13 protein-coding genes and 1 pseudogene are annotated in these 16652 nt (G+C 72.7%); 9 read left to right on the top strand and 5 right to left on the bottom strand.

The annotated features are described in order from the left end of the window. Positions 1-385 (bottom strand): annotated as a pseudogene (locus ABD211_RS03845) (hypothetical protein); the annotation flags it as partial. Between the two features lie 77 nt (positions 386-462). Continuing rightward, positions 463-1437, bottom strand: coding sequence for a diacylglycerol kinase family protein (locus tag ABD211_RS03840; RefSeq protein ID WP_344126246.1), 975 nt, complete (start codon positions 1435-1437; stop codon positions 463-465). 128 nt (positions 1438-1565) lie between these two features. Here ABD211_RS03840 and ABD211_RS03835 point away from each other — a divergent pair, with 128 nt between their 5' ends. The 3 genes from ABD211_RS03835 to purD all read left to right on the top strand — a co-directional run bounded on the left by ABD211_RS03835 (position 1566) and on the right by purD (position 6156). Continuing rightward, positions 1566-2855 (top strand): adenylosuccinate synthase, encoded by a 1290-nt coding sequence (locus ABD211_RS03835; RefSeq protein ID WP_344126244.1) that lies wholly within the window; start codon positions 1566-1568, stop codon positions 2853-2855. Positions 2856-3091: 236 nt separating this feature from the next. Next, complete coding sequence (locus ABD211_RS03830) at positions 3092-4804, top strand: methyl-accepting chemotaxis protein (protein ID WP_344126242.1); 1713 nt, start codon at positions 3092-3094, stop codon at positions 4802-4804. Positions 4805-4905: 101 nt separating this feature from the next. Beyond that, positions 4906-6156 carry a phosphoribosylamine--glycine ligase gene (gene purD / locus ABD211_RS03825; protein ID WP_344126240.1) on the top strand — a complete coding sequence of 417 codons (1251 nt, stop codon included), beginning with the start codon at positions 4906-4908 and terminating at the stop codon, positions 6154-6156. On the opposite strand, the gene ABD211_RS03820 is transcribed toward purD, so the two are convergent. The 3 genes from ABD211_RS03820 to ABD211_RS03810 form a co-directional block, all read right to left on the bottom strand. Further along, the gene (locus tag ABD211_RS03820; RefSeq protein WP_344126238.1) at positions 6137-6616 is read right to left on the bottom strand and encodes an NUDIX hydrolase; all 480 of its coding nucleotides are present in this window, start codon (positions 6614-6616) and stop codon (positions 6137-6139) included. The genes purD and ABD211_RS03820 overlap by 20 nt on opposite strands. Before the next feature lie 65 nt (positions 6617-6681). Next, on the bottom strand, positions 6682-7134 hold the full coding sequence (locus ABD211_RS03815; protein WP_344126236.1) for an SCP2 sterol-binding domain-containing protein: 453 nt from the start codon (positions 7132-7134) through the stop codon (positions 6682-6684). Positions 7135-7186: 52 nt separating this feature from the next. Beyond that, positions 7187-8509 (bottom strand): 3-oxoacyl-ACP reductase, encoded by a 1323-nt coding sequence (locus ABD211_RS03810; protein ID WP_344126234.1) that lies wholly within the window; start codon positions 8507-8509, stop codon positions 7187-7189. Positions 8510-8626: 117 nt separating this feature from the next. Here ABD211_RS03810 and ABD211_RS03805 point away from each other — a divergent pair, with 117 nt between their 5' ends. The 6 genes from ABD211_RS03805 to purL all read left to right on the top strand — a co-directional run bounded on the left by ABD211_RS03805 (position 8627) and on the right by purL (position 16579). Continuing rightward, complete coding sequence (locus ABD211_RS03805) at positions 8627-9880, top strand: acetyl-CoA C-acetyltransferase (protein WP_344126232.1); 1254 nt, start codon at positions 8627-8629, stop codon at positions 9878-9880. A gap of 42 nt (positions 9881-9922) precedes the next feature. Further along, positions 9923-11185, top strand: a complete 1263-nt coding sequence (locus ABD211_RS03800; RefSeq protein ID WP_344126230.1) for an MFS transporter — start codon at positions 9923-9925, stop codon at positions 11183-11185. A 416-nt stretch (positions 11186-11601) separates the two neighbouring features. Beyond that, the gene (purB, locus tag ABD211_RS03795) at positions 11602-13020 is read left to right on the top strand and encodes an adenylosuccinate lyase (protein ID WP_344126229.1); all 1419 of its coding nucleotides are present in this window, start codon (positions 11602-11604) and stop codon (positions 13018-13020) included. Positions 13021-13122: 102 nt separating this feature from the next. After that, positions 13123-13368, top strand: coding sequence for a phosphoribosylformylglycinamidine synthase subunit PurS (gene purS, locus ABD211_RS03790; RefSeq protein ID WP_344126227.1), 246 nt, complete (start codon positions 13123-13125; stop codon positions 13366-13368). Then, positions 13365-14060: a phosphoribosylformylglycinamidine synthase subunit PurQ gene (gene purQ / locus ABD211_RS03785; protein WP_344126225.1), complete on the top strand. Its 696-nt coding sequence runs from the start codon at positions 13365-13367 to the stop codon at positions 14058-14060. Before purS ends, purQ begins: the two co-directional genes overlap by 4 nt. Continuing rightward, positions 14057-16579 carry a phosphoribosylformylglycinamidine synthase subunit PurL gene (purL, locus tag ABD211_RS03780; protein ID WP_344126223.1) on the top strand — a complete coding sequence of 841 codons (2523 nt, stop codon included), beginning with the start codon at positions 14057-14059 and terminating at the stop codon, positions 16577-16579. Before purQ ends, purL begins: the two co-directional genes overlap by 4 nt. The last annotated feature ends 73 nt before the right edge of the window (positions 16580-16652 follow it).

Below are 16652 nucleotides of genomic sequence, written 5' to 3'. Positions count from 1 at the left end.
GTGGGGGCCCGCGGGGCGGGGCGCCCAGGGGCAGGTCCGGCTGGGCGGCCAGGTCCGCGAGCCACTGCAGATCGTCATCGCCGGCGGACGGCCCGCGACGCGGCTCCGCCGCCGGCCGGGCCTCGCGTAAGGGCGTTTCCGCCGCCGGCGCTTCCGCCCGCGGCCCGGCGTCACGTGCCGGCGCTTCCACTGCCGGCCCGGCGCCCCGCGGCGGCGCCACGACCGGTTCCGGAACGTCGTACAGGTCGTCGTCGGGCGGGTCCGGGGGCGGCGAGAGGGCGCGGCGGACCTGGTCGGTGGGCGGCGGCGCCGGGCGCGGCGCGGGCGGGATGCTCCACGGGGTGTTCGGCGCGTACTCGGCCGGTGTTTCATCGTTCGGGTCCACGGCGCCTCCTCCCCAGGCGGTGCGGGCTACCAGCCTTACACAGCGTGGCCCGTCAGGGAACGCACCGTGGGCAAGGGTCACACCGGGACGTAGACCGCCCACGCGCCGCGCTCCACCCACCAGCTGCGCTTGCGGGTCAGGTCGGCGGCCACCCCGTCGTCGATGATCGGCACGGACTCCGCGCGTGGCGTGACGGCAACGGCCCGGCCGGTCGCCCGACGGACCTCGATGTGGACGGCCGGGCGGCGCAGCAGCCGGCGCACGCGGCGGGGCACGGCGACGGCGACGGTGATCCGCCCGTCGTCGGCGGCGACGCCGGACGTGAGCGGCAGCCCGTCGACGCTCACCCCGCCGGAGTTGGTGACGACGCAGGCGAGCACCGGCTCCCCGCCGTCGGCGAGCACGACGTCGTCCACCTCGACCCGGCCGCGCCAGCTGGCGGCCGTACCCTCGGAATCCACTCCGCCGACCACCGCGGACCGTGAGGTGACCGACCCGCCGTCGTTGCGCAGCAGGTCGAGGCGGCGGGTCGCGCCGCCGAGGACGGCGGCGGCGACGGCCGCCGGGTCGGTGGGCAGGCCGAGGTCGGTGACGATGCCGGGGATGCCGGGGGTGAGCGGCAGGACGCCGATGGGCGGCAGGTCGGGCATGGTCCGGTCGGCGGGCAGGTCGGCCGGGCGCTTCGACGGCGGCGGCGCGTAGGCGCGCACGAGCCGGCGCAGCACGGCCCGCAGCTGCCCGTCGTCGGCGGCCGCGACGATCAGCGCGGCGTCGTCGGCGCGCACCGCCTTGACGGCGGCGTCGATCTCCGCGTCGGAGCAGGCCGTGACGACCTCCACCGCCGCGCCGCTCGCGCTCAGCACGTCAGAGCATGCGAGTACGGGCACGCGGGTGCCCCGGGTGGCGCACGCACCGCCGTCAGCCGGGCCGGTGTCGGGCGCATCGTCGCTGGTCAAGGCCGATTCGCCGCAGCCGGACGCGGTCGGGCCGCAGCAGCCGCCGGCGGCCTCGGCGGCCTCATCGACGAGCGACAGAACGATCACCTGGCGCACCGGGCGTACCTCCCTCACCATGACCCTGGGTAATGCTTGTTAGCCTGACATCCCGGGGCGGTTGCCGTTCGGGCACCCGGAGAGCTCCGTGGGTGTGATCCCCCGGGGCACATGAAGGCGGAGACGAGATGCCAGCGATCGTGCTCATCGGCGCGCAATGGGGCGACGAAGGCAAGGGCAAGGTTACTGACCTCCTCGGCGCACAGGTCGACTACGTCGTGCGCTACTCAGGCGGTAACAACGCGGGTCACACGGTCATCACGCCGGACGGGCAGCGGTACGCGCTGCACCTGATGCCGTCGGGCGCCCTGTCGCCCAACGCGGTGATCGTCATCGGCAACGGGGTGGTGGTCGACCCGAAGGTGCTGCTGGCCGAGATCGACGGGCTCGCGGAGCGCGGCGTGGACACGTCCCGCCTGCGCATCTCCGGCGACGCCCACCTGATCATGCCGCACCACCGGGCGCTGGACCGGGTGGTCGAGCGCTACCTGGGCTCGGCGCGGATCGGCACCACGGGCCGGGGCATCGGACCGGCGTACGGCGACAAGGTCGCCCGGATGGGCATCCGCGCCCAGGACCTGCTCGACCCGGGCATCCTGCGTAAGAAGCTCGAGCTGGTGCTCCGCGAGAAGAACCAGATCATGTTCAAGGTCTACAACCGCAAGGCGCTCGACGTCGACGCGGTCGTCGAGGAGTACCTGGCGTACGCCGAGCGGCTCAAGCCGTACATCGTGGAGACGCGGGTGCTGCTCTGGGACGCGCTGGACGCGGGCAAGACCGTCCTCATGGAGGGCGCGCAGGCCACCATGCTCGACATGGACCACGGCACGTACCCGTTCGTGACCTCGTCGAACCCGACGGCGGCCGGCGCGTGCGTGGGCACGGGCATCCCGCCGACCAGCATCGACCAGGTCATCGGCGTCTCCAAGGCGTACACGACGCGGGTGGGCGCCGGGCCGTTCCCGACCGAGCTGTTCGACGACCACGGCCAGCACCTGCGCAAGATCGGCCACGAGTACGGCACGACGACCGGCCGGGAGCGCCGCTGCGGCTGGTTCGACGCCGTCGTGGGCCGCTACGCGGTGCGCCTCAACGGCATCACCGACCTCGTCATCACCAAACTGGACGTGCTCACCGGTCTGGACACGGTGCCGATCTGTGTGGCGTACGAGATCGACGGGGTACGCCATGACGACATGCCCGCCACGCAGACCGCCTACCACCACGCCAAGCCCATCTACGAGGAGCTGCCGGGCTGGTGGGAGGACATCTCCAAGGCGCGCGCATGGGAGGACCTCCCGTCCAACGCCCGCCGCTACATCCTGCGGGTCGAGGAGCTCTGCGGCACCCGGGTGAGCGTCGTCGGCGTGGGCCCGGGCCGCGAGGAGAACGTCATCCGTACCCCCCTCTTGAGGTAATCGTGAGGTAGCGCAAGCTCAAGTCCTCCTCTGGGACTCCGATGGCCATTCGGACGGGAACACCGTCCGTTCATCGTCGAGTCCCGGGGGAGGGATCCGTGAAGCTGCCGCGTCTGTCTGTGAAGCTGCCGCGTCCGCGCCGATCCGTGGAGCGGACGGGCGAGCGCCGGCCAGGGCGGCTGGCAGGCTTTGCCCGCCGGCTCAAGCCCGGTCGCTCCGCCGGCTCGCGCCACCGCATGAGTTCGGAGAAGCGGGGCCTGCGTCTGCCGTCCGGCCTGCCGGGCCTGGGCGGGTCCGCCGTCCGTAAGGGCGCCTCGGCGCTGCGCGGCGTCAGCAATCTGCGAGGCATCAGCAAGCTGTCGCAGCTGAGTATCGGACGCCGGCTCGGCCTCGGCTTCCTGGCCGTGGTCGTGGTCATGCTGGGCGTCGCCGGCGTCGGCGTGGTCCGGGTCCAGCAGCTCGCCGACAAGCTGAGCACGATCAACGACGTCAACGCTGTCAAGGTCCAGTACGCCCTGGTGTTCAAGTCGAGCGTGCAGAACCGTTCGATCGGGCTGCGCGACGTGGTGCTCGCGCAGAGCACCATCCACGCTGAGCCGTTCGTGGAGCAGATCGAGGCGTCGGACCTCAACTACGCGAAGACCGCGAAGAAGATGTCGGACCTGTTCGACAAGCCCGGCATGGCCAACGACCGGGAGCGCGCGGCACTTGATCAGATCGCGAGCGTGGAGCGCACGACGATCCAGAGCATCAACGATGTGATCAAGATGCGTCGCTCCTCCCAGCCCGAACGGGCCTACGACATGTTGATCAACGAGGCCCGGCCGCAGTTCGTCTCGTGGCTGGCCGCGATCGACAGCTTCGTGGACCTCGAGAACGAGCTGAACGACCAGGCGTCGGCCGATGCCCGCGCCATCGCCAACGGGTTCCTGACCACGATGCTGCTCATGGGTGGCCTCGCCGCGGCGATCGCGTTCACGATCTCCTGGCTGATCACCCGCAGCATCACCCGGCCGCTCGCCGACGCGGTGACCGTCCTGGGCGCCGTCGAGGAGGGTGACCTCACCCAGCGGATCCAGGTGCGCAGCGCCGACGAGGTCGGCCGGATGGCCGTCTCGGTCAACACGGCGCTCACCTCGATCGGCTCGGTGATGTCCGGCTTCGCCCGCAGCATCAGCGGCCTGAACTCCGCCAGCGAGCGCCTGACCGCGGTGTCCGAGCAGATCGCCACGGGCGCGGAGCGTTCCTCGGCGGAGGCCGACCGGGTCGCCGCCGCGGCCGGCGACGTCTCGGCGAACGTGCAGTCCGTCGCCGCCGGCTCGGAGGAGATGGGCGCGTCCATCCGTGAGATCGCTCACAACGCCCAGGAGGCGACGCTCGTGGGCGCCCGCGCGAGGGAGGTCGTGGACAACACCACGACGACCATCGCCGAGCTGGGCGAGTCCAGCCGCATGATCGGCGACGTGGTGAAGGTGATCTCCTCGATCGCGAAGCAGACGAACCTGCTGGCCCTCAACGCCACCATCGAGGCGGCCCGGGCGGGCGACGCGGGCAAGGGCTTCGCCGTGGTCGCGACCGAGGTCAAGGACCTTGCGCAGGAGACCGCGAAGGCCACCGAGGACATCTCCCAGCGGGTCGACGCCATCCAGGCCGGCACGGCGGGCGCGGTGAGCGCGATCGCCGACGTCGCCGACGTCATCAGCCGGATGAACGACTACCAGATGACGATCGCGTCGGCCGTGGAGGAGCAGACCGCCACGACCGCCGAGATGAACCGCAGCGTCGTCGACGGCGCCACGGGCTCGGAGCAGATCGCCCGGAGCATCGACGGGGTCGCCGCGATCGCCAAGGCCACCACCGAGTCGGTCGGCGAGTCCCGCCAGGCGGTTGACGAGCTGTCCGAGATCTCCGCCGAGCTGAGGTCGCTGGTCACGCAGTTCCGGTTCTAGCGGAGATCCCCGCCGGGTCCCAAGGGCTCCGGGACCCGGCGGGGAAAGCTTGCGACTCACCCGATTCATCGAGTACGCGCACGGCCCCATAGGATCGGGTCGTGCGCGTACTCATCATCGGCTCGGGGGCGCGTGAGCACGCGCTCGCCGTGGGCCTCGCCGCCGACCCGGCGGTCACGGACCTGATCGCGGCGCCCGGCAACCCCGGCATCGGGGCGCTGGCGACGCTGCGCGACGTGGCCGCGGCCGACCCGGCGGCGGTGACCGCCCTCGCGGTCGAGGTCGCGGCCGACCTGGTCGTCATCGGGCCCGAGGTGCCGTTGGTGGCCGGCGTGGCCGACGCGGTGCGCGCCGCCGGCATCGACTGCTTCGGGCCGTCGCGGGCCGCCGCCGAGCTGGAGGGCTCCAAGGCGTTCGCCAAGGAGATCATGAGCGCCGCGAACGTGCCGACCGCCGCCTCCCGGGTGTGCGGGACTGCCGAGGAGGTCGACGCCGCGCTCGCCGAGTTCGGCGCGCCGTACGTGGTCAAGAACGACGGGCTCGCCGCCGGCAAGGGCGTCGTGGTGACCGACGACGTCGAGGTCGCGCGGGCGCACGCCGCCGACTGCGGCCGGGTCGTCATCGAGGAGTACCTGGACGGTCCCGAGGTGTCGCTGTTCGTCGTCACCGACGGGGCGACCGCGCTGCCGTTGCTGCCCGCGCAGGACTTCAAGCGCATCGGCGACGGCGACGCCGGGCCGAACACCGGCGGCATGGGCGCCTACTGCCCGCTGCCGTGGGCCCCGGGCGGCCTGGTCGACGAGGTCATGGCCACGGTGGTCGAGCCGACGCTCGCGGCGATGCGCGCGCGGGAGACCCCGTTCGCCGGCCTGCTCTACGTGGGCCTCGCCCTCACCCACCGGGGGGTACGGGTGGTGGAGTTCAACGCCCGCTTCGGCGACCCGGAGACGCAGGTGGTGCTGCCGCTGCTGGAGACGCCGTTGGGCGGCCTCCTGCGCGCGGCGGCGACCGGCACCCTGGCCGAGCACCCGCCGCTGACCTGGCGCGACGGCGCAGCGGTGACCATCGTCCTCGCGTCGGCCGGCTACCCGGGCGAGGTGCGCACCGGTGACGTGATCTCCGGCGCCGACCAGGCGGGGGTGCTGCACGCCGGCACGGCCCGCAACGCCGACGGGGCGCTGGTGTCCGCGGGTGGGCGCGTCCTGTCCTGCACCGCAGTGGGCGCCGACCTGGCGTCCGCGCGCGACGAGGCGTACTCCATCCTGGACAAGATCGAGCTCGCGGGCGGTCAGTCGCGCCGCGACATCGCCGCCGCGGCCATCGCGGGCACCGTCACCGCTGCGACGAGGTAGCCCACGGGCCCGACGGGTCCAGCGCGGACAGCACCTCCAGCAGCTCCGGCGGTTCGAGGCGGTCGGGCAGCAGGGCCAGCTCGTTCCACGCGACCCAGGCGTGCCCGCGCAGGTTGACGGGCTCGTCCTCGACGAGGCCGTCGCGGCTGATCTCGTCGGCGTGGCCGTTGACCCGCGCCAGGTAGAACAGCTCGTCGCCGATGTGGCGCTTGTTGTTCCAGACGGTGTCACGGGGGACGGCGACCGGCCGGTCGACAATGGAGGCCGGGTCGAGCCCGGTCTCCTCGGTCAGCTCGCGCCTGGCCGCCTGCAACGGCGACTCGCCGGGCTCGATGCCGCCGCCGGGCGGCTCCCACAGCAGTGCGCCGTCGTGCGGGTCGCACCAGTTCAACAGCAGGACGCGGCTGCGCTTGTCGACGCAGACCACCCGGACCGCGGGACGCGGGTCAGCGATCTCCACGGTTCTGACGCTAGATACGCGACGCGGCGGCGGCAAGGCGCCGCCGCCGCGTTCTCAGTCGTTGGTCACCCCTTCGGGAGCGCGAACAGCTCCGCGAGGCGGCCGGCGAGCATGATGTCGCCCTTGGCCTTCAGCTTGCCGGTCATGAACATCATCGTGGGGTTGCCCGCGCCCGCGATGAGCTTGAGGAACTCGGGGCCGGCGAGGGTGATCTCGACCTTCGGGTCGGCCTGCGCGCCCTCGGCGACGGAGCACGCGCCGTCGGCGATGTTCACCTGGTAGACGTCGGCGCCGCCGTCGGGCCGGCCGGTGATGTTCCACTGGATCACGGCGTTGGTGTTGCCGGCCTTGTCCGGGCGGAACTGGGCGGGCATCCGGCTGAAGATCTCGGCCAGGATCTTGCCCCGGCTCTCGCCGCTCATCACCTCGTTCAGCTGCGAGCCCGACGCCGACCGGATCAGCTCGCTGAATCGCTGCGGGTCGACCGATGAGAGGTCGGAGATGTTGAAGTCGGCCATGGCTCCTCCGTCGCTTCCATTAGTTACTCGTGAGTAAACATACCGGGGGTTGTCACGCCCCCACCAAGGACTGCCCGCATACCCGTACCACGGTGCCCGTGACACCGCCCGACGCCGGGGCGGCGAGCCACGCGACCGTTTCCGCCACATCCACCGGCAGACCGGCCTGCGCCAGGCTGTTCATCCGGCGGGCCGCCTCCCGCACCATGGCCGGCATGGCCGCCGTCATCGCCGTCTCGATCACGCCCGGCGCCACCGCATTGACCGTGATGCCGCTCCCGGCCAGCAGCGGCGCCCACGCGCGGACCAGACCGATCACGCCCGCCTTGCTCGCGGCGTAGTTCGTCTGCCCCCGGTTGCCCGCGATGCCGGCGATCGACGCGACGCCGATGACCCGACCGCCCGTACGCAGCAGCTTCTCGTCGAGCAGCGCCCGGGTCACCCGCTCCGGCGCGGTCAGGTTCACCGCGATCACCCGGTCCCACTCCTCAGCCGTCATCCGGCCCAGGGTGCGGTCGCGGGTGATGCCCGCGTTGTGCACCACGATGTCCACGCCGTCGTGCCGGGCCGCCAGCAGATCGTTGATCCGCTCGGGGGCGTCGGCGGCCGACAGGTCCACCTGGACCGCCTCGCCCGCTATCGCGTTCGCGACCGCCGCCAGGTCGTCGCCGGCCGCCGGGATGTCCAGGCACACCACGCGGGCCCCGTCGCGGGCCAGCACCCGGGCCGTGGCCTCGCCGATGCCGCGCGCCGCGCCGGTCACCAGCGCCACCCGGCCGGCCAGCGGTCGCGCCCAGTCGGGCGGCGTCGGCGCGCTGCCCGGGCCCACGTCGATGACCTGCCCCGACACGTACGCCGAGCGGCCCGAGAGCAGGAAACGCAGGGTCGACGCCAGGTTGCCCTCGGCGCCGGGGGCGACGCGGACCAGCTGGGCCGTGCCGCCCCTGCCGAGCTCCTTGCCGAGCGAGCGGACGAAGCCCTCCAGCGCCTGCCGCGTCGCGGCCGTCGCCGGGTCGGCGTCCGGTGGGGCGCCCAGGACGATCACGCGGCCGCTGGGGGTCAACGACCGGACGGTCGGGTGCAGGGCCGCGTACAGGGCCGTCAGGTCGGCGGGCGTGGCCAGGTCCGTCGCGTCGTACACGATGCCGGACAGGCGGGCGCCGGTCGCCGCCGTCAGCACCTCCACGTCCGCGCCGGCGAGCACGTCGTGGACGCGCTGCGTCGCGCGGCCCGCCCCGGTCAGCAGGACCGGGCCGGTGACCAGCGGATCGCCGGGCGTGTACCGGCGCAGCGTGGCCGGCTGCGGCAGCCCCAGCCGCTTCACCAGCCCGCGCCCGAACCCGGAGTTCGCGAAGTCCCGATACCGGTCGGTCATGTCGCCGCCCCGCTGCGCGAGGCGTCGCCACGACCTACCCGGCGCCTCATGATGCCCTCGCCTCGATCGGCCATGGCTCAACCCTAGAGTGCCGTTCCGTCCCTCTACTGTGAGTCCATGGAGGTACGTCGGGTCGCCGTGCTCGGTGGCAACCGCATCCCGTTCGCCCGGGCCGGCGGGCCGTACGCCGGGGTCAGCAACGCCGAGCTGCTCACGGCCGCGCTCGACGGGCTCGTCGCCCGGTTCGGGCTGGCCGGCGAGCGGCTCGGGGAGGTGGTCGCCGGGGCCGTGCTCAAGCACTCCCGCGACTTCAACCTCACCCGCGAGTGCGTGCTCGGCACCGCGCTCGACCCGCACACCCCCGCGTACGACCTGCAGATGGCCTGCGGCACCGGGCTGGCCGCCGTCATCGCCGTCGCCAACAAGATCGCGCTGGGGCAGCTCGAGGTCGGCATCGCCGGCGGCGTCGACAGCGCCTCCGACGCCCCGCTCGCCGTCAACGAGGGCCTGCGCCGGCGACTGCTCGAGCTCAACCGCGCCCGCGGCCTCGGCGACCGCGTCCGCGCGCTGGCCCGGATCAACCCGGTGGCCGGGTTCCGGCCCGAGGCGCCCCGCAACGCCGAACCCCGCACCGGCCTGTCCATGGGCGAGCACGCCGCCATAACCGCCCGGGAGTACGGCGTAACGCGCGCGGCCCAGGACGAACTCGCGTTGGCGTCGCACCAGCGCCTCGCCGCGGCGTACTCGGAAGGGTTCTTTGATGATCTAATTTCGCCGTTCCGGGGGCTGGACCGGGACCAGAACCTGCGGCCCGACACGACGCTCGCGCGGCTCGGCGCGCTGCGGCCCGTGTTCGGGCTGTCCGAACCCGCGACCGCGACCATGACGGCCGGGAACTCGTCGGCGCTCACCGACGGGGCGTCGGCCGTGCTGCTGGCCAGCGAGGAGTGGGCCGCGGCCCGGTCCCTGCCGGTGCTCGCCTGGTTCACCCTGTCGCAGACCGCCGCCGTCGACTACGTGGGCGGGGAAGGGCTGCTCATGGCGCCCGTCGACGCCGTGCCGGCGCTGCTGTCACGCGCCGGGCTCGGGTTCGCGGACATCGACCTGTTCGAGGTGCACGAGGCGTTCGCGTCGCAGGTGCTCGCCACGCTCGCCGCCTGGGAGGCGCGCGGGCTCGGGACGGTGGACCGCTCGGCGTTGAATGTGGTCGGGTCATCGTTGGCCACCGGGCACCCGTTCGCGGCGACCGGCGGGCGGATCGTGGCCACGCTGGCGAAGCTGCTCGCTCGTCGTGGCGGCGGTCGCGGACTCATCTCGATCTGCGCGGCCGGCGGGCAGGGCGTTGTCGCGCTCATGGAGAGCGCCGAATAAGCAGGTTGAGGCGGTGCGGGGCCGGATGACAGGCTGGCCGACATGCCCCCGGACCGCCCCTCGCTGCTGGCTCCCCTGCGCCACCGGCCGTTCCTGTTCCTGGCCCTCGGCCGCTTCGTCACGATGTTCGGCAACGCGATCGCGCCGATCGCGCTGGCGTTCGCCGTCCTCGACCTGACCGGCAGCGTCTCCGACCTCGGCCTCGTCGTCGCCGCGAGATCGCTGACCAACGTGGTGTTCCTGCTCTTCGGCGGGGTTGTCGCCGACCGGCTGCCGCGCCAGTTCGTGATGGTGGCGGCCAGCATCCTCGCGGCGGTCAGCCAGGGCCTCGTCGCCGCGCTGGTGCTCACGTCGTCGGCGACCGTGGCGCTGCTCGCGGGGCTCGGCGTCGTCAACGGGTTCGCGTCGGCGTTCTCCTTCCCGGCCTCGAGCGCGCTGCTGGCCCAGACGGTGCCGGAGGGGAGCCGCCAGCAGGCCAACGCGCTCAACCGGCTCGGCATCAACACGGGCATGATCGCCGGCGCGTCGGCCGGCGGAGCGCTGATCGCGGTGGTCGGCCCCGGGTGGGGTCTGGCGCTCGACGCGGCGACGTTCGTGGTGGCGGCCGTGGCGTTCGCCCTCATCCGCGTCCCGAGCGTACGGGCGGCGGCCTCGTCGTCCAACACGCTGGCTGACCTGCGCGACGGCTGGCGTGAGTTCACCGCCCGCGCCTGGGTGTGGGTGATCGTGCTCGCGTTCTGCTTCGTCAACGCCGCCGTGGTGGGCGGCAAGGCGGTGCTCGGACCCGCCGTGGCCGACGACACCATCGGGCGGCAGGCGTGGGGCCTGGTGCTGGCCACCCAGACCGTCGGGATGGTGATCGGCGGGATCGTGGCCATGCGCCTGCGGATCCGCCGCTTTCTGCTGTTCGGGACGCTGTTCGTCGCGGCCGACGTGCCGTTCCTCGTGTTCCTCGGCGTCGCGCCGACCGTGCCGGTCCTGCTCGTGTGCGCGCTGCTGTCGGGCTTCGGCTTCGAACAGTTCGGCGTCGCCTGGGAGACCGCGCTCCAGGACCACATCCCGCCCGACCGGCTCGCCCGGGTGTACTCGTACGACGCGCTGGGATCCTTCGTGGCCATCCCGCTCGGCGAGGTCGCCGCCGGACCGGTCGCGCACGCTGTCGGCGTCGGCCCGGCACTGGTCGGCGCCGCCGGGATCGTCCTGGTCGCGACGATCGCCGCGATCCTCAACCGCTCGGTACGCACTCTCCGGCACAACCCACGCCGGCCGGCCGAGGAGGCCGCCCCGGCAACCACGGCGGCCTGACCCGGCCTGTCCGACGGCCCGGCGCGCCGGCATGCCCGCCCCGCGCCGCGCCGCCAAGGGCGACCTTTTGGTGGGACGTGCGACTGCGCTCTCGCCACATGTGCACAGATGGCGAGGGTGCGAGGCCCGGACCTCGCCAATTGTGCACAGTTGGTGGGCGTGACGCGTCGCGCTCCCGCCAGAAGCGCACATGTGACCGCCCCGCGACGCGCTCCTGTAGGTGCGCGCATGTGTGAGAGCGCCGCGACGCGCTCGCAGCCAGGTGCGCGCATATGGTGAGAGCTGCGCCCACGTGGGCGCTGCTGGCGAGCGGTGCCCTGACGCGCTCCGCCCGGGAGCGGTGGAGTCGCACTGCTCGACTCGCGTGCCGCGTGGGTGCGGGAGAGGCGGTCGGCGGGGTGCGGGAGAATGGCGGGGTGATCCCCAATGTGCTCGCCGGTCGGTATGCCTCCGCGGAACTCAACAACATCTGGTCGCCCGAGGAGAAGGTGCGCGCCGAGCGGCGGTTGTGGCTCGCCGTGCTGCGGGCGCAGCGGTCACTGGGCGTGGCCGTTCCGGACGGCGTGATCGAGGCCTACGAGGGCGTACTCGAGAATGTTGATCTTGGGTCTATCGCGCGGCGGGAGCGGGTCACGCGGCATGACGTCAAGGCGCGGATCGAGGAGTTCTCCGCGCTGGCGGGGCACGAGCACATCCACAAGGGGATGACCTCGCGGGACCTGACCGAGAACGTCGAGCAGCTGCAGATCCGCGCGTCGCTGGAGCTGATCCGGGACCGGGTGGTCGCCACGCTGGCGCGGCTCGCGGCGCGGGCGTTGGAGTTCGACGAGCTGGTCATGGTCGGGCGGTCGCACAACGTGCCGGCGCAGGCGACCACGCTGGGCAAGCGCTTCGCGACGGCGGCTGAGGAACTTCTTTTCGCGTACGAGCGCCTCGCGTCGCTGCTGGAGCGCTACCCGCTGCGCGGGATCAAGGGGCCGGTGGGCACGGCGGCCGACCAGTTGGACCTGCTCGACGGGTCGGCGTCGGCGCTGGCGACGCTGGAGGCGGAGGTCGCCCGTCACCTCGGGTTCGCCCGGGTGCTCGACAGCGTCGGCCAGGTGTACCCGCGCTCTCTTGATCTTGACGTCGTGTCGGCGTTGGCGCAGGTCGTGGCGGGGCCGTCGTCGCTGGCGCTGACGATCCGGCTGATGGCGGGACAGGAGCTGGCGACCGAGGGCTTCCGGCCCGGGCAGGTCGGCTCGTCGGCGATGCCGCACAAGATGAACACCCGCTCGTGCGAGCGCGTGAACGGGCTCGCCGTGGTCGTGCGCGGGTACCTGTCGATGGTCGGCGAGCTGTCCGGCGACCAGTGGAACGAGGGCGACGTGTCGTGCTCGGTCGTGCGCCGGGTGGCGCTGCCGGACGCGTTCTTCGCGACCGACGGGCTGTTCGCGACATTCCTGACCGTTCTGGACGACTTCGGGGCGTACCCGGCGGTGGTCTCGCGTGAGCTTGATCGCTACCTGCCCTTCCTGGCCACCACCAAGATCCTGGTCGGCGCCGTGCGGCGCGGGGTCGGGCGTGAGGTCGCGCACGAGGTGATCAAGGAGCACGCGGTCGCCGTGGCGCTGGCCATGCGCGAGAAGGGTGCCCCGGACAACGACCTGTTCGACCGGCTGGCCGCCGACTCCCGGCTCGGCCTCACCCGCTCCGAGATCGACGGGCTCATCGCCGACCGGTTCGGCTTCGTGGGCGCCGCGTCCGCACAGGTGGCCGCCGTGGCCGGGCGGGTCGCCGCCGTGGTCGCCCTGCACCCAGTTGCGGCGGCCTATGCGCCCGAGCCGATCCTCTAACCCCCAAACGCCGCATTCTCGGTGCTAAAGGTCGACCGAAACCGCAGGTCGCCATGCGGGTAAGCTGTGCTCGCCCAGTGCCAAGTCGACTCAGGAGTGCCCGTGGCTCGCGTCGTGGTTGACGTCATGCTCAAGCCCGAGATCCTGGACCCCCAAGGCCAGGCTGTCGCGAACGCCCTGCCCCGCCTCGGCGTGGCCGGGGTGGAATCTGTCCGCATTGGCAAGCGGATTGAGATCGACTTCACCGGCGAAGCCGACCTCGACAAGGCCCAGGAGATCGCTGACAAGCTCCTGGCCAACCCCGTGATCGAGGATTTCTCCATCCGGATCGAGGAGTCTGAGGCGTGACCGCCGCGATCGGCGTCGTCACCTTCCCGGGCTCGCTCGACGACGGCGACGCGTGCCGCGCCGCCTACCTCGCCGGCGCCCGCGTCCTGCGGCTCTGGCACGCCGACCCCGACCTGCACGGCGTCGACGCCGTGATCCTGCCGGGCGGCTTCTCCTACGGCGACTACCTGCGGTGCGGCGCCATCGCCCGGTTCGCGCCGGTCATGGAGTCGATCATCGACGCGGCAAAGGGCGGCATGCCCGTCCTCGGCATCTGCAACGGCTTCCAGATCCTCTGCGAGGCCCACCTGCTGCCCGGCGCCCTGACCCGCAACAGCCACCTGCACTTCCGCAACCGCGACCAGGTGCTGCGCGTCGAGTCCACCGGCACGGCCTGGACCGGCGGGTTCTCGCCGGGTCAGGAGATCGTGATCCCGGTCAAGAACGGTGAGGGGCGCTACGTCGCGGACGCGGCCACCCTCGACAAGCTCGACGCCGAGGGCCTGGTCGTGGCCCGGTACGTGGACGGCAACCCCAACGGGTCCCAGCGGAGCATCGCCGCCATCCGCAACCCCGACGGCAACGTGGTCGGCATCATGCCGCACCCCGAGCACGCCGTCGAGGCGCTCACCGGACCCTCCACCGACGGGCTCGGGTTCTTCAGCTCCGTCCTCCGCCACCTTGCCGCGTACGAGAGGGTGACGACGCCATGACGACCTCCGCCTTCGTGGGGCCGCCCGCCACGAGCGGCACGCCGTTCGACGGCCCGGACACCGTCGACTGGGCCGCCGCCACCCCGGACGCCCCGCAGCCGCACGCCGAGCTCGGCCTCGCCGACGACGAGTACGAGCGGATCCGGCAGATCCTCGGCCGCCGGCCCACCCAGTCCGAGCTCGCCATGTACTCGATCATGTGGAGCGAGCACTGCTCCTACAAGTCGAGCAAGGTGCACCTGCGGCAGTTCGGTGAGAAGGCGCCGCACTCCGACCGGCTGCTCGCCGGCATCGGCGAGAACGCCGGCGTCGTGCGCATCTCCGACCAGGTCGCGGTGACCTTCAAGGTCGAGTCGCACAACCACCCGAGCTTCGTCGAGCCGTACCAGGGCGCGGCGACCGGCGTCGGCGGCATCGTCCGCGACATCCTCGCCATGGGCGCCCGCCCGATCGCCGTGATGGACCCGCTGCGCTTCGGCGCGGCCGACCACCCCGACACCGCCCGGGTCCTGCCCGGCGTCGTCGGCGGCGTCGGCGGCTACGGCAACTGCCTGGGCCTGCCCAACATCGGCGGCGAGCTGGTCTTCGACCCGTGCTACCAGGGCAACCCGCTGCTCAACGCGCTCTGCGTGGGCGTGCTGCCCGTCGACCGGCTGCAGAACAAGGCCGCCGCCGGCCCCGGCAACGTCGTGGTGCTCATCGGCGCCAAGACCGGCCGCGACGGCATCGGCGGCGTGTCCGTGCTCGCCAGCGCCACCTTCGACAGCGGCAGCGAGGCGCGTCGCCCGTCCGTGCAGGTCGGCGACCCGTTCACCGAGAAGCTGCTCATCGAGGCGTGCCTGGAGATCTACGACGCCGGGCTGGTCGTCGGCATCCAGGACCTCGGCGGCGCCGGCCTCACCTGCGCGCTCACCGAGACGTCGGCCGCCGCCGGTACGGGCATGGTCGTCGACCTCGAGCGGGTGCCGCTGCGCGAGGCGTCGATGGACCCGCACGAGGTACTCGCCTCCGAGTCGCAGGAGCGCATGCTCCTGATCGTCGAGCCCGCCAAGCTCAACGCGGTGCTCGCCATCTGCGCCAAGTGGGGCGTGCTGGCCACCGCGATCGGGCAGGTCACCCCGCCCGAGAACGGCGTGCCCGGCCGGCTGATCGTGAACTGGAAGGGCCAGACGGTCGTCGACGTGCCGCCCGGCAGCCTCGCCGACGACGGCCCGGTCTACGCCCGCCCGATGCGCGAGCCCAACGACCGCTGGCTGCTGCAGGCCGATCGCGCCGAGACGCTGCCCCGGCCCGCCGACAGCGAACTGCGCGACACGCTGCTGCGCCTGCTCGCCTCGCCGAACCTGTGCGACAAGAGCTGGGTCACCGAGCAGTACGACCGGTACGTGCTCGGCAACACCGTGCTCGCGCAGCCGGAGGACGCCGGCGTGCTGCGTATCGACCCGCAGTCAGGGCTCGGCATCGCGCTGTCGGTCGACGGCAACGGCCGGTACACCCGGCTCGACCCGTACCAGGGGGCCAGGCTCGCGCTGGCCGAGGCGTTCCGCAACGTGGCGGCCACCGGCGCGACCCCCGTCGCGGTCACCAACTGCCTCAACTTCGGCTCGCCGGAGGACCCGGGCGTCATGTGGCAGTTCGCCGAGGCCGTGCGCGGTCTCGCGGACGGCTGCCTGGAGCTGGGCATCCCGGTGACCGGCGGCAACGTCAGCTTCTACAACCAGACCGGCACCGTGCCGATCAACCCGACCCCGATCGTGGGCGTCCTGGGCGTCCTCGACAACGTGGCCGAGCGGATCCCGATGGGCTTCGCCAACCGCGGCGACACGATCATCCTGCTCGGCGACACCCGCGACGAGCTGTCCGGGTCCGAGTGGGCCAACGTCGTGCACAACCACCTCGGCGGGCACCCGCCGGTCGTGGACCTCGACGGGGAGCGCCGCCTCGCGGCGGTCATCGCGAACGCCCGGCTCACCTCGGCCCACGACCTGTCCGAGGGCGGCCTCGCCCAGGCGCTCGCCGAGTCGTGCCTGCGCAAGGGCATCGGCGCGCGGGTCGAGCTGCTCTCGGGCCAGAGCGCCTTCGTGCAGCTGTTCAGCGAGTCGGCGGGCCGGATCCTGGTGAGCGTGCCGGCCGGCGCCGAGGACGACCTGCTGGCCCTGGCCTCGGCGCACGGCGTCCCGGCCACCCCGCTGGGTACGGTCGGCGGCACCGGGCTGGTCGTCGACGGGCTGTTCGACATCCCGCTCGACGAGCTGCGCGAGGCGTACACGTCGACGCTGCCGGACCTGTTCGGTCGCGGCGAGCAGACGGAGCCGGACTACGTGCCCCCGCCGCCGGTCGTCGCGACGCCGGCGGAGCCGGAGCCCGTGGCGGTCGCGCCGGTCGACGCGGAGGTCGTTCCCGAGCCCCACGTCGCCCGCCCGGCAGACCTCGGCGGGCCGCCGCCCGCCGCCGCGACCCCGCCCGCCGCGTCCCCGCCGCCGGCGGCTCCCGCCGCGGAGGGCGCCACGGACGAGTGACGGACTGACTGTCCACAACGAAATATGAAACCGGCGCGATTATTCTGATCGCGCCGGTTTCGTTTTGTTATTT

The sequence above is a fragment of the Luedemannella flava genome, assembly GCF_039528515.1.
Classification (GTDB): domain Bacteria; phylum Actinomycetota; class Actinomycetes; order Mycobacteriales; family Micromonosporaceae; genus Luedemannella; species Luedemannella flava.
Note: the sequence above shows the minus strand (reverse complement) of the source record. Positions and strands in the feature narration are given on the sequence as shown.